The sequence below is a fragment of the Synechococcus sp. J7-Johnson genome (assembly GCF_024345795.1).
In the GTDB taxonomy this organism is placed as follows: Bacteria; Cyanobacteriota; Cyanobacteriia; order PCC-6307; family Cyanobiaceae; genus Regnicoccus_A.
This window is the reverse complement of the sequence record NZ_JAGQBU010000049.1, coordinates 1-13,464: the sequence shown is the minus strand read 5'-3', so window position 1 is coordinate 13,464 and position 13,464 is coordinate 1. Positions and strand designations below refer to the sequence as shown.

Genomic DNA, 13,464 nt, shown 5'->3' with positions numbered 1-13,464 from the left:
CACCTGGGGCTGCCAACAGATGAAAGCGCTGGACTCAGAGCACCGACGGTGGAATTGCAGCAGGTCCAAGACGCGGGAGGGCTGTCACGGCAGAGGCGCGCTGATTATTCGTGCAACAGCCTCCTAGGCTGATGCCGACCCAGCCAAGCATTCGGCTGATGTCATGCGCCACGGCCATCAGACCAGCACGGACTGAGCCAAAGCCGTTGCAGCGCAAAAGGTTCAGGGCCAAGGTCCTCAGCAGAGCCAACACCTGCACCCCGTTGCGCTGGCTATAGCGGTGGGCGTCCTCACCGAGCTGGGTGTCGCGGGGCCAGTGCCACTGGTTTTCGATTGCCCAGCGCTGCCGCACCAGCCGCAGCATTGCTTTTGGGCTGGTGTGCAGGGTGGTGTCGCACCGAGAGGTGCGCCTGGTGATCCATACAAGTGGACGTGGTGAAACGGCTTGCCGTCACGCCGGCCGGTGCTCACCAGCTCGATGATCCAGCTGGCACCCGCCCAGCGCTCACGGATGGTGTCTGTGGCATTGCGGGCTCTGAGCTGCCAGCGCACCTGGCGGCCATGGCTGGCCTCGACATCGCTGATTTCAACAGGGAAATGCCGGTGGCCGCGGAACTGGGAGACGATCTGTTGGTAAAGCCGGCGCTGGTTGTTTTTGACCGTCAGGAGCAAGTCGGCGCCCTGCTCGGCGGCGAGTTGAAAAACGCTGGCGAGGTGTGGAGCGCATCCGCCTGAATCAACACACCCTCAAGTTCCAGCGTGCTCAGCAGGGCTTTCAGAGCCGCTCGCTCGTGGGATTCACCGGTATCGAAGGAGGTCTGGGCGATCGCCACGCCCAGCTCACGTGCGTAGAGCGTGACCTGGGTGACAAACCGAGTCGCCCCATCAGCGCCATCAGGCTGAGCAGCTGAGCCTCGCAGGGTCTTGCCGTCACAGATCAGCTGGTCGAAATCCTTGTCCTGATCTGCGATCTGAGCGAGCATCCAGTCCCTGAGCAACCCAAAGAGCTCCTCCAGCTCCACGCGCTCGAACAGGTAGAGGAAGGTGGAGTCGCAGGGTGCCTTGGGCAACTCCAGATCCAAAGCCGCGCCGAACGCCTGGTGATGCCGCTTGGCAAAACTCTCCAGATCCCTGGCGCTGCGGCAGCCGCTGTAGGCGTCAGCCTTCTGCAAAGCAGTAGATGCCCAGGATCGCCATCAACAGCAGCAACCACTGGGGGTAACGGACCCCTCGGCGCTTACGGCCCTCCGGCAGGGCCTGCAGGAAGGCTGATCAGATCGGGGCTGGCAGCAAGCTGGGCCAAAGGAAAAGAGCAGTCCCGATAAAACCAGGCCCAGCTTGGCCGCACAACGACCCTTGTGCCTGACTTTCAGTCGGCCCTGGGCAGGCGGCCGGTGGCGATGTAGGCATCAATGGCCTGATCGACGCATGCGTTGGCGTTGTCCTCGCTCCAGTAGCCCGCATCCATCGTCATCACCGTAGGAGGTCTGGGCGTAGCCGCCAGGCTTCTGCGAAGCAGTATGCGACGTCCAGATCGCGGGCGTAGAGCGTCACCTGGGTGACAAAGCGGGTGTCACCGTCAGATCCCTCGGGCTGGCTGGCGGAACCACGCAGAGTCTTTCCATCACAAATAAGTTGATCAAGTTCCCTGTCCTGCTCTGCGATTTGGGCCAGCATCCACTGGCGCAGCATCGCGAACATGCTCTGCAGATCCACCCGCTCCAACAAGTAGAGAAAGGTGGAGTCGGTGGGTGTCCCGCGAAGCTCAAGACCGAGAGCCGTATTGAAGGCCTCGCGGTGCCGGCGGGCAAATCGCTCCAGATCCCTGGCGCTGCGGCAGCCACTGAGGATGCCAAGGATCGCCATCAGCAACAGCAGCCACTGGGGATAGCGCACGCCCCGGCGCTTGCGACCCTCAGGAAGCGACTGCAGAAAGCCGATCAGATCAGAAGGCGACGCGGGCTTGGACAAGAGAGAGGAGCAATCCAACCGAGGACAGCAGCCCCTGCAATGCACCGCAATCGCCCTTGTGACTGACTTTCAGTCGGCCCTGGGGGGTTCCTGGGACGTTGCTCTGAGTGATCGATCGGCAACAGAGGCAAGCTGGCCGGGATCGGGAGAGACGGGCATGGGGAAAGGTCCATTCCAGTGGGCCGAATCCTATGCTGGCAGGACCATCCTGGACTGCCGAGACAGACTTTAAATTGGCCTCGGCGTTGTAGATGGTTGACGCGGAGCAGACGGGGACGTGACACTTTCCTTACTGGGAGAATGGCGTAGCTAGGTACCCTCAGCCTGAGCTATGAGTAATAATATTTGGTAAAATCATGGAAGAAATTCACGCTGTATTAATTTCCGGCCAATTAAGAACAATTGATGATAATTTATTTCAGTTTCTTGATTCCTGCAAGGCGAATTCAAAAATATTTGTGATCACTGATCGTGACTTTGAAAAACAAGCTCAAATCATCTCGGAAAGATACGATGCCGATATATCGTTTATAGAAGAACTATCAACACGTATTGACATTGGAATACCTCGATCACAATTAAATATATTTCATCCCGAGTTCATCAAACTTGATTATGCATTGAGGTATCTATTGTTATGGGAACAGAGCAATAATCATTGCTTTCAATATATCCACCGATTTCGCACTGATGTTAGATATCCCATTAGTTTTGACGAGTACGTCAAGCCACTTGTCCAAGCAGATTTTCCGGAAAATATGCTATTACTTTATTGGACAATTAATTATGGCGGGCCAAGGGAAGTGATGCTAAAGTTGCTTGGATTTCTTGATTATTACTACAAGTATAAGACCGATAAAGAATTCTTCAAGGAAGTCATCACACAAGTTGATGTAGAGGCGCTTACAAGATCTGAGTATGATCCTGTTGATCATTTTGGTAAATGCTTTCCAGTTGGCTTTCTTAGCTCTGAAGACAAGATTGCCGATTTCGATCTAATTATCAAAAACGAGTATTCGTCTTACATTGAAGCTACAGTTTCTTTTATAAAGAGAATCCGATCAGAGTCCCTTTCTAACAAGTTATATGATCATTATATTTCCTGGGATACTAAGCTCATTAGAGTTTATGGTGAACAAAAGGATTGGTTTCCACATTGGCCTGAGCATATCTTTTTTCGTTATCTCAATTCTTTATGTATCGCAACGAAGCCATACCTATTAAATAATCAATCGAATGAAACCCCTCTGAAGTTCTCAAGACATGCGACAACATCATTTACCGAAAACATCTTTAACCTCCTTCAAGAAAATAACTACAGTTTCCTAGAATCTGATTATCCATGGGAAGAGGAAATAGCTTCATTTATAGCAGCAGGAGGTATTCCAACACAGGCGCTTCAAAAACTAACACTTATGAATTTATCTTTGCTTTCTGATTCTTCCTGCATCACACTGTATAAAGTTATTGACTTGCTTAATCATCCCGTTTGGCTCAAGACTTACCGGAAGTCATTTCTTGCACAAATTGCAAATAGAGGCATTAATCCGCCAAGCACCTTGGTGTAATTATTTGGTGAATAGGAGTTGACGATCAAGTCGGAATCACTGCAATGCATTTGATTCCAGTGAGAATCTTGCGTTCGAGTATCTTGCAATCAGCCATGTATTCTGCGACGATTAGGCAGCCGGGGGCGATAAAAGTTTCCGCAGCACTCAAGCCGGTCCAACCTTTGCTGTCGCAAATCCGAGGAGGTGTGGATCAACAAGCCGGCACAAGGTCAGAAGACAACTGGTCCACTGCTATAATTAATCTAAGCCGCCAGAAAGGAAGCCTAGGAGTGTCACCCATCTGAAAGTCACCGCAGGAAGCGCCGCAGTTGATGGCTGGCCGGGATGCACTCATCAATCAAGACATAGAAGAATAGAGGGTCGCTGCGCTCTTGATGAACGGGGATCATAACTGTATCAGTTGACCCATTTTCGCAAAGCACTCCAGCTTAATCCGCGAACTCGAAGTAAGCTCTGGATACATGCGGGTTTGGCCAGATTGATCCAGAGTTATTGACATGAGAGTTTCAGCCAAACGACCGGAAGAAATCCTCAAACGATTACTGATAGCGATGCTAGCGCCAATACATGTGTAAAGTTTGAAGCTGCTTTTCGGCGCAATTCAGCCTTCTCGAGAAGTCCTATCGCAACACACTATTCAGGTCCTTAGTCCTTAGCGTCGGATGCGGACTGACTTCTTAAGCAGGCCCGAATTGCTTTCCCCTCAAGATGCAGTCATCTGTCCAAAAGTATTTCCACTGACCAAAGCGACCAGCCAAGTTAATACCTTGAGGTCTTTTTGACTTAGCTTTGCCCCAATCCGTCATTGGATCTAAGTCATCTTCTTCACGTTCTAATCCAAAGCCAGAAAGCCAATCAAGAATTGCGTTTTGATTGTCACGTCGATGATGGTCGAAAATAATATTAGCATAGGGAACATATTGAGTGCTTACGACCTCAATCTCTGTAGCAAGGCCCAGTTGCAACACTTCAGAGACAACTTGCTTGGCAATCTCGTCATAACCTTGAGAGAATGGCCGGTAGCGAGATGCATAAACCTCTACCTGAATGCCAATTGAGCCTGAGGGAGTATTTCTTGGAGATAGGAGCTGAGTTTGACTAATCCTAGTTGAGTACATATTTTGATCATACACATAGAGCCAGTGATAAGGCAGTCGAGTTGGTCCGCTAGCTCTTATGTTAACCAGAAGAAGCGAAGAACAATTGAGCGCTTGGGCGGAGTTCACAATATTCGAAGGAGCATGACGGATCATTTTTACAAACTTATCAAGTGGCATTGTGTTGATCAGCGCTTCATATGAATGATCAGTTCCATCCGAAAAAGATATCCTATGACTGGCGAGATCTATGCTTACAACCTCCTTGCCGAGGATTAGATTAGCACCATTCTTTATTCCGCAAGCGAAAGACATATAGCCGCCGCTCTCTGGATATCTTACTGAAGTGATGTAGTGTGTATTCTTGCTCGTTACGCCTATATAACCTTCTTCTACTGTTGCAACGTCAGGGTAGTATACTCTCTCCCCAACCCAATCAACGGTCATGTCATCAGGATGACACGTCCAATACTTTTGTGTATAAGCCGTAGGAAAGGTCTTTGCAAAAGTAGGGCCAAATGCACGCTCTAGCCATTCGCCATAATGCAACGGAGGCCCATCACTTTCTTGCATATCAGTCTGAACTCGAGAAGCAAGAAAGTCATCAAAACACTGGCGAGCCAAGGGTTCTGGAACTGAGCCTAAGTTAGACTGAGCGGGATGAGGGATCCAATGACCATGATACGAGTTTGCAACATTTGTTGGATATTCCAAGACTGAGCCACTGGCGCTCCACGTAAGCAGATCGCGTACCTCGGAGTGCTTCGTAAACGAAACATGGGGACCTTCATCCCAGAAGCATTCGTCACGAACATGAGTTGCGATATGGCCGCCTTCGTATTGATTACGCTCGAAGATAAGGCAGTTTTCATGCCCAATGAAATAACTGCAACTCAAACCAGCCAAACCGGCTCCAAGAATTGTGACTGTCATCGGCAAATTCCAATTTGATTTCGAAGAAAAGTAATTGGCTTCATTGAATCAGTTCATCATTGACTATGCCGAAGAGGCATGGCTCCTGGCAACAGCTTGCCAACAGCGCCTGATTTCTTCCACTCTTTTTGCGCAAAACTAAGTAGTGATTGAGGCCTGCCTGAGCGAATATTTTTTACCACCGGATCTCCGCTGCCAGACAATGGTTGCGTACAAGCAGCAAGTAGCGACTCAGCCACCTTCTCAACAGGAACGAAATCACACAATTGATCTCCAGTGGTCATCGGGAAATCAACTCCTTGACGAGCAGCGGCTTGAAGCGAGGGCCAGAAATTCTTCTCATATTGACCTTCACCATAAACATTAAAAATACGAGCATAATAGAGTTCCATTCCCTGCGAGCGTGCGTAGGCCGACAACAGATGAAAACTCGCTGCCTTGCTGGCACCGTAAAGAGTCAGCGGCTCTAATGGGGCGTCTGAATGAATATCGTCCATGCGAGTGGCGGACGCACCGTACTCATGGCAAGTGCCAGAAACTACAAAACGCTTGACCCCAGCCTGTCTCGCTATGTCGATCAGATGAGCTGCACCCATCACATTCACTTGCACCAACTCATGCCATGGCACCTGCTGGGGGCTCACACCAGCTGATGCCAGATGGACTACCGCTGAACAACCATATAGATCTTTTGGCTCCAGGGCAAGAAGGTCTCTTTCAAGCCAATGGGGTTCGCTTGGTAAAGGAAGAATAGACCGTGAGCTGACGGTGCGTCGCAATGCCACCACTTCATACCCAGCCGCCAAGGCATCACGCAATACGTAGAAGCCGATGAAGCCGGTGCCCCCCGTGAGAAAAATTTTCATCACTCAGACTGAAGCAAAACTTAAGTATTTGGCCCGCTCTTCGCAGAAGTTCCTGATCGCATCAATTTCAGAATGCATCATCGCCATGGTCAGCCCTGGATAGGTGCCTAGGAACAGCGTGCTGTTCATGATGTCGTCGGAGCCTTCCATCCCAGCAGCCAGACGAAACGACTCTGGCCTGTCGGCCTTGAGCTGCACAAACGCCGGCTGGCGAAGCAGATTGCCGCCGAACAGCATTCGGTTACCGATGCGGTGCGCATCCAGTTCCTGGGCTAGATCGGTTCGGGAGAATGGCGCTTCTGGGCGCACCGCGATCTTGAAGCCGAACCAAGAGCAGATGGTGCGACAGCCGGTGTCGTCCCAGCTGAACGAACCATCGGCATTCCAGCCGGTGGCATGGGTGGGCAGGGCGAAATCCAGCCAGGCCGCATGGGGTTCCAGGCCGGCGCGCAGGATCTGCCAGTTCTGCTTGCGCGCCTCGATGAACGCCGGTAGGCGCCGCATCTGCACCCGGCCTATCGCCGCCTGCGGGTCGAGCGGCTTGAGATTGAAACCCAGGTGGCTGTAGGTGTACTTGTGGTCATACCCTTCAGGCAGTTCTCCAAGCTGCCAACCGAAGCGCTTGTTGCAGGTGTTGTCAACACCGCTGGGGCACCAACAATCACGTCCCCAGTCGCGGAAGCTTTCGGCCACCACCTTCAGCTTCTGATCCCGCACGATATTCACCGCTCCCCCTTCCCCCATCGTCAGGTGGTGCGGTGGATAGAAGCTCTGGGTGCTGATGTCACCCCAGGTTCCCGTCCAGCGGATCACCCGATCCGGCCCCTCATCCAGCCCAGGGCTGTTCTCGCTGAAACCCAGGTATTCCGCCAGGTCCCTGGGCATCGAGTAGCTGCAGCCCAGCGCATCGCAGTTGTCTTCCACCAGCCAGAGATCATGCTTCCGGCAGAAGGCCAGGGTGGTGGCCAGATCGAAGGGATTGCCCAGGGCGTGAGCCATCATCACCGCCTTGGTTTTCCCAGGGCTATGGGCCTGCTCCAGCTGATCACAGCGTGCGTTACCCGTGATCGGGTCGGCATCGATGAACACCGGCACCGCACCCACCTGAACGATCGGTGCCACGGTGGTGGGAAAGCCAGCCGCCACCGTGATCACCTCATCGCCGGGGCGGATCCGCTTTCCAGCGGGAAGCTTGTGGCTCGTGAGCGCCGAGATTGCCACCAGGTTCGCCGACGATCCGGAGTTCACCAGCAGGCTGTGCCGCACCCCAAGGAACGCCGCCAGCTCCTTCTCCATGGCCGCACCTTCAGATCCCAGGGTGAGCCAGAAATCCAGTGTGGCACCTACCGCCGCCTCCACCTCGTCTTCGGTGAACACCCGGCCGGCATAGGGAATCGCCTGCCCCTCCTGCCATGGCAACCGATCCGGATCCACACCAGGCCGGAAGCCCGCGTGGGCCTCCCTGGCGTAGCGGCGGGTGAGAACGAGGATCTCCTGTTTCAGCGCACTCAGGTCAGACATGGTCAGGGTGTGATGGTGGGGTTGACATAGGAATCGAGGTCGTTCAGGCAGCAGCCCTCCGCCGCCTCCGGTTGTTCATGCACCTGGCGGTACCAGTCCACGGTTCGTTCCACGGTGGTGGCGAACCCCCAGCGTGGCCGCCAGCCCAGTTGATGGTGGGCCTTGTCCACCTGGAGATGGAGCCGCCCCGCCTCATGGGGGGCGGCCGGATCGGACAGGTCCGTCCATGAACCCGGCCAATGCATCACCGCCTCCTCGATCAGCTCCCGCACACTCCGGTTCGACTCCAGGCTTGGACCGAAATTGAAGGCATCGCTGTAGGGATTGCTTGTCTCGCTTCCATGGGCTTCGAGCAGCCGCTCGGCCAGCAGCAGATAGCCCCCCAGTGGCTCCAGCACATGCTGCCAGGGCCTGGTGGCCTCGGGTCTTCGCACGCCGATCGACTTTCCGGAGGCCAGTGCTCGCATCGCATCCGGCACGATCCGGTCCTCCGCCCAGTCGCCGCCGCCGATCACATTGCCCGCCCGCGCCGTGGCGATCGAGAGATGGGGGGTCTGATGGGAAGCCGGCCCGCAGAAGCTGGCGCGCCAGCTGGCGATGGCGATCTCAGCGGCCGCCTTGCTGGCGCTGTAAGGATCGTGGCCGCCCAGGCGATCGTTCTCCCGGTAGCCGTAATCCCATTCCTGGTTGGCATACACCTTGTCGGTGGTGACCATCACCACAGCGCAGGGATGCTGGAGGGTGCGCAGGGCCTCCAGCACGTGGAGGCTCCCCTGCACGTTGGTGCCCCAGGTGCCCAGCGGATCCCGGTAGCTGCGGCGCACCAATGGTTGGGCCGCCAGATGCAGCACCACCTCGGGCTGGGCCTCCTCCGCTAGTCCCCGCATGGCGACTGCATCGCGGATGTCGGCGATGTGGTGGTCCAGACGGCGGGAGAGATCGAGCTGGTGGAAAAGATGGGGCTCTCCCTCCGGCTCCAGCCCCACCGCGCTCACCCGCGCTCCCATCTCGCTGAGCCAGAGCCCCAGCCAGCTGCCCTTGAAACCGGTGTGGCCGGTGAGCCATACCCGGCGGCCTCGCCACCAGCCTGGATCGATCCTCCCTTCTGTCATCAGCTCCACACCTTCCAGGGCGCCTGGCCGCTGGCCCAGAGCTCCTCCAGCTTCTGGCGGTCGCGCAACGTGTCCATCGGTTGCCAGAAGCCGTGGTGCCGGTAGGCGCTGAGCTGGCCGTTGCTTGCCAGATGATTCAGCGGCCCCTGCTCCCACACGCAGGCATCGCCATCTACCAGATCGATCACGGAGGGCTCAAGAACGAAGTAGCCACCGTTGATCCAGGCCCCATCCCCGTCAGGCTTCTCCTGGAAGTCATGGACGGCGTTTTCCTCCAGGCCCAGAGCGCCGTAACGGCCAGGGGGCTGAACGGCCGTGAGGGTGGCCTGGCGCCCTTCCTGGCGGTGATGCTCCACCAGCGCGCTCACGTTCACGTCGGCAACGCCATCGCCGTAGGTGAAGCAGAACGTGCCATGAAGAAAATCTCTGACGCGAGCGAGACGCCCCCCCGTCATCGATGTATCGCCCGTATCGATCAAGGTGATTTTCCAGGGCTCTGCCATCCGGCGGTGGATCTCCATGTGGTTGAGATCCATATGGAACGTCACGTCACTGGTGTGCAGAAAGTAGTTGGCAAAATACTCTTTGATCACATAGCCCTTATAGCCACAACAGATGATGAATTCATTGATGCCATGGTGGCTGTAGGTCTTGAGGATATGCCAGAGGATTGGCTTTCCACCGACCTCGACCATTGGCTTAGGTTTAAGGTGAGTTTCTTCGGAAAGACGAGTTCCGAGACCGCCTGCAAGAATCACTGCCTTCATGCAGCCACCCCACTCTGGAAAATGCGGTTCACTAGCGGATTGATCGACGGAATGGGAAAAGCCGCCTTCATGGGCACTGGTCTGTGAAAGGCCGACCTGATTGTGAACTGTGAAAAGGTTGTTAGGTTTTGCCTGCGACCAGGTTCACAATAGGCACATTCAGCCGGTAGGCCACAAGCAGCCCACCACACATACCGCAGCATGGCGGCTAGAATTAAAGTTACTAGTTCAAGTCTCACAATTAAAAGGCCGATCATGAGGGTCCTACCTTTAGATCCGCCTTCTGGAAAGATGACTCCCTGCGTGAAATGTCGCTGTTGCCCACGAAGTGACACTCGGAGTGCACGATGCCATCTGTTTCGAACGCAACAGGGTCCATCACCAAGCTGTGATCATAGCGAAGATAGCTGCTGCGATCCCATGGTGAGTTGCGTAAGAAACCAACGAGGGAGCGTTCACCTTGACGATCGCCAGCCCAGCAACATCCTCCAGGCTCCCCTGCGTGAGATGCACCTGAGGCTCCTCACCGTTGCCGGCCAGCAGCAATGGCTGCTTCGGATAGCTAGCCCCCGAAAGCGACCCTGAATGGAATCCGCTGCCGCTAAATAAATTTCTAGTCACTATAGGGAATGCAGAGCTCAAAAAATCCACCTTGAGTCATATCTGAATGAGTGCCAGTTAAGCTGCCGAATTCAGGAGCGATGGTGCTCTCGGTTACGTTTCCGCTGTGCTCGTGTGGCTTTCAACACAGTTCCGCAAATCATCCCACCACCTTCTGGCGCGGACGAAGCTGACGCGTGGTGGACACTGCCTTAACGTCTCTGCAAGGACTGCTGTGAGTGAATTGGGGACAAAATCTGCTCAGTATCGTATCATTGAATAGAATGAGATTAAATTTTTATGATTAAGGCGTCTTGATCAGAGCTTCCTTGATATGATAAGGATCTGGCCTCTCTGGTTCATCGCCTCATTGTGATTGGTACTGCGTCTTTCTTGGGATTGTCAAGCAAGCATCCACTCGAAATTCATGTGTACTCAAGGCAACAGACTTTTGCGTAGCTAGCAGGCCATAGTCAACTGGCGATCTGCCACCACTTGCCAGCCCCATGACAATCAGTGCTTCACATTCTTCATTAGGCATCACCAACATCTGCTGCATCGGCGCTGGTTATGTGGGTGGACCCACCATGGCGGTAATCGCCGATCGCTGCCCCCATCTCACTGTCACGGTGGTGGATCTCAATGCCGAACGCATCGCCGCCTGGAACGATCCGGATCTCAGCCTTTTGCCGGTGTTCGAACCAGGCCTAGACGCGGTGGTGGGCCGGGCCAGGGGCCGCTCCCTCTTCTTCTCCACCGCCGTGGACGAGGCGATTGCCTCGGCCGACCTGGTGTTCCTCTCCGTGAACACTCCCACCAAGACCCGAGGCGCCGGTGCCGGCCGCGCCAGTGATCTGCGCTGGGTGGAAGCCTCGGCCCGGCAGGTGGCCGCCGCCGCCACCGGCCACACGATCGTGGTGGAGAAAAGCACCCTTCCCGTGCGCACAGCCGAAGCCGTGAAGGCCATCCTCTCGGCCTCCCAGGGAGGCACCGACAGCAGCAAGACCTTCTCCGTGCTCTCCAACCCGGAATTCCTCGCTGAGGGCACCGCCGTCAGCGATCTCGAGAATCCCGATCGCGTTCTGATCGGCGGCGAGGATCCGGCGGCGATCGAGGCTCTGGCCAGCCTCTACGCCCACTGGGTGGCTCCCGAGCGGATCCTGCGCACCAACCTCTGGAGCAGTGAGCTCTCCAAGCTCACGGCCAACGCCTTCCTGGCCCAGCGCATCAGTTCGATCAACAGCATCGCCGCCTTCTGCGAAGCCACCGGTGCCGATGTGCAGGATGTGGCGCGCGCCATCGGCACCGACAGCCGCATCGGCCCCCGGTTCCTACAATCCGGCCCGGGTTTCGGCGGCAGCTGCTTCCAGAAGGACATCCTCAACCTCGTCTACCTCTGCCAGCACTACGGCCTCCACGAGGTGGCCGCCTACTGGGAGCAGGTGGTGGCCCTCAACGACTGGCAGAAGCAACGCATCGCCCGCCTGGTGGTGCAGCGGCTGTTCGGCACCGTGAGCGGCAAGCGCATCGCCGTGCTCGGCTTCGCCTTCAAGGCCGACACCAACGACACCCGCGAGGCACCCGCCATCCACATCTGCCGTGATCTGCTGGAGGAAGGAGCCCACCTGGCGATCCACGATCCCAAGGTGCCCGCAACCCAGATCGCGCGCGACCTCGGCCAGGCTCCGCAGCACGCGAGCAGCGCTCTAGGCAGGGATGGCAGTTGGGAGCTTTGCGACTCCCCCATGGAAGCCGCCAACGGCGCGGACGCCCTGCTCATCCTCACCGAATGGACAGCCTTCAGGTCCCTGCCATGGCCTGATCTCGCGGCTGTGATGCGCCGCCCCAGCTGGCTCTTCGATGCTCGTGCCATCGCCGATGCCGACGCTGCCCGCGCTGCCGGCTTCCAGGTGTGGCAGGTGGGCCGGGGGTAAAGCCCCAGAGGGCCCACAAGCCGTTGTGATCACCACCCCGATGAGCCACCAGATCCGCTCGCAACCCACGATCGGGCTCAGGGCAGCGGCAGTGAAGCGTTCAGAAACCTGGCCAGCCGCTCGGCTCCTGCTCGACAATGCCCAGGGGGTGATGGCTATCACCCAGCTCATCCAGCATGGGCCGCCGACCCCGACCTGCTCGCCGCCAAGCGGGCAGGCCTGCGACGTCTCTGGCAGCGCTATTCCCCCAACACCTTCATCACCGACATCCTCGAATTGCTGGATGGACTCCGCGAATGATCCTCAATGGCAGGCTACGGCTCGTCTGGCTCTGGGCACTCCTGATCGGCCTCTCTGTGTTCAGGGGAGCCAGCACGATCTGGCTGCCCCCCTCATCGCCGCTGCACAAACCCCTCTGCAACCTGATGAGCGGTTTGCCCGCTTGCCGCAGGTAGCGCGTCCTTCGCTGTCCGTTTTCGGGAGGCACGTGGCCAATCCGTGAAACCACGGATGCATGCGCTCATGGTACTGACGTACTATCAGTGGATTGATTTGGGATCGCCGTCGCTACGGTCATGGCAGAGAACGCAGTGCCGGCTCCCTCGTCTCAGCCCAATCCGTTTCCTTTCCTTGATCGCGCCGGCTATGCCTCCCTTGTCGGTGGCTCCCTGGTTGTTCTGATCACGTTTTTTACCTCTTACAACCATGTCGATCTCTTCGGGATCCGCTTCAACGTCAACCAGCAAATCGGAATTCCTGTCCTCGTTGCCGCCGTGGCGGCGCTGGTTGGCGAAGTTAAACTGGCATCCAACGATCGATGCGCAGATCAGAGTGCTCGAGAGCGAGAAGCGAGAGCTCGAGGGCAGGAAGCACGAGCTCGAGAGCGAGAGGCGAGGGCTCGAGAGCGAGAGGCGAACGAAGCAGCTCAAGATCGAGATCGCGCAGCTCGAGACAGAGAACAAGCGGCTCGCCGATCTCGAATCCAGGCTGGATGCCTTGTTGCTCAGTGCCGATTCCTCCTCGCCGACACCACCATCAACCGGCTCCAGCTGAGTGAAGTCTTGGCCGTATTGATGGAAGAGATCAAGCCGT

Annotated in this window: 12 protein-coding genes; 2 read left to right on the top strand and 10 right to left on the bottom strand. The window is 56.2% G+C overall.

Annotated elements, in window-relative coordinates; genetic code table 11:
* Positions 1-34: 34 nt before the first annotated feature.
* From KBY93_RS15270 to KBY93_RS15255, 4 genes are all read right to left on the bottom strand, one after another.
* Positions 35-364, bottom strand: coding sequence for a transposase (locus KBY93_RS15270; RefSeq protein ID WP_255095285.1), 330 nt, complete (start codon positions 362-364; stop codon positions 35-37).
* Between the two features lie 298 nt (positions 365-662).
* Positions 663-1,172 carry an ISAs1 family transposase gene (locus tag KBY93_RS15265; protein ID WP_255095284.1) on the bottom strand — a complete coding sequence of 170 codons (510 nt, stop codon included), beginning with the start codon at positions 1,170-1,172 and terminating at the stop codon, positions 663-665.
* A gap of 197 nt (positions 1,173-1,369) precedes the next feature.
* Positions 1,370-1,474: an alpha/beta hydrolase gene (locus tag KBY93_RS15260; RefSeq protein WP_255095283.1), complete on the bottom strand. Its 105-nt coding sequence runs from the start codon at positions 1,472-1,474 to the stop codon at positions 1,370-1,372.
* On the bottom strand, positions 1,474-1,971 hold the full coding sequence (locus KBY93_RS15255; RefSeq protein ID WP_255095282.1) for a transposase family protein: 498 nt from the start codon (positions 1,969-1,971) through the stop codon (positions 1,474-1,476). The genes KBY93_RS15260 and KBY93_RS15255 overlap by 1 nt, the downstream gene beginning before the upstream one ends.
* A gap of 356 nt (positions 1,972-2,327) precedes the next feature.
* Here KBY93_RS15255 and KBY93_RS15250 point away from each other — a divergent pair, with 356 nt between their 5' ends.
* Positions 2,328-3,539: a hypothetical protein gene (locus KBY93_RS15250; protein WP_255095281.1), complete on the top strand. Its 1,212-nt coding sequence runs from the start codon at positions 2,328-2,330 to the stop codon at positions 3,537-3,539.
* A 680-nt stretch (positions 3,540-4,219) separates the two neighbouring features.
* Here KBY93_RS15250 and KBY93_RS15245 read toward each other — a convergent pair.
* The 5 genes from KBY93_RS15245 to rfbF are packed head-to-tail and all read right to left on the bottom strand — an operon-like array spanning position 4,220 to position 9,838.
* Positions 4,220-5,572, bottom strand: a complete 1,353-nt coding sequence (locus KBY93_RS15245; RefSeq protein WP_255095280.1) for an NAD(P)/FAD-dependent oxidoreductase — start codon at positions 5,570-5,572, stop codon at positions 4,220-4,222.
* Between the two features lie 56 nt (positions 5,573-5,628).
* Complete coding sequence (locus tag KBY93_RS15240) at positions 5,629-6,438, bottom strand: NAD(P)-dependent oxidoreductase (RefSeq protein ID WP_255095279.1); 810 nt, start codon at positions 6,436-6,438, stop codon at positions 5,629-5,631.
* A gap of 3 nt (positions 6,439-6,441) precedes the next feature.
* Positions 6,442-7,959: a lipopolysaccharide biosynthesis protein RfbH gene (gene rfbH, locus KBY93_RS15235; RefSeq protein ID WP_255095278.1), complete on the bottom strand. Its 1,518-nt coding sequence runs from the start codon at positions 7,957-7,959 to the stop codon at positions 6,442-6,444.
* Positions 7,960-7,961: 2 nt separating this feature from the next.
* Positions 7,962-9,071, bottom strand: a complete 1,110-nt coding sequence (rfbG, locus tag KBY93_RS15230) for a CDP-glucose 4,6-dehydratase (protein ID WP_255095277.1) — start codon at positions 9,069-9,071, stop codon at positions 7,962-7,964.
* Positions 9,071-9,838 carry a glucose-1-phosphate cytidylyltransferase gene (rfbF, locus tag KBY93_RS15225; protein ID WP_255095276.1) on the bottom strand — a complete coding sequence of 256 codons (768 nt, stop codon included), beginning with the start codon at positions 9,836-9,838 and terminating at the stop codon, positions 9,071-9,073. Before rfbF ends, rfbG begins: the two co-directional genes overlap by 1 nt.
* A 1,106-nt stretch (positions 9,839-10,944) precedes the next feature.
* Here rfbF and KBY93_RS15220 point away from each other — a divergent pair.
* Entirely contained in the window at positions 10,945-12,372 is a 1,428-nt protein-coding gene (locus KBY93_RS15220) for a nucleotide sugar dehydrogenase (RefSeq protein ID WP_255095275.1), read from the top strand.
* Positions 12,373-12,911: 539 nt separating this feature from the next.
* Here KBY93_RS15220 and KBY93_RS15215 read toward each other — a convergent pair.
* Positions 12,912-13,464 (bottom strand): hypothetical protein (locus KBY93_RS15215; protein ID WP_255095274.1); only part of this gene is annotated, 553 nt, incomplete at its 5' end.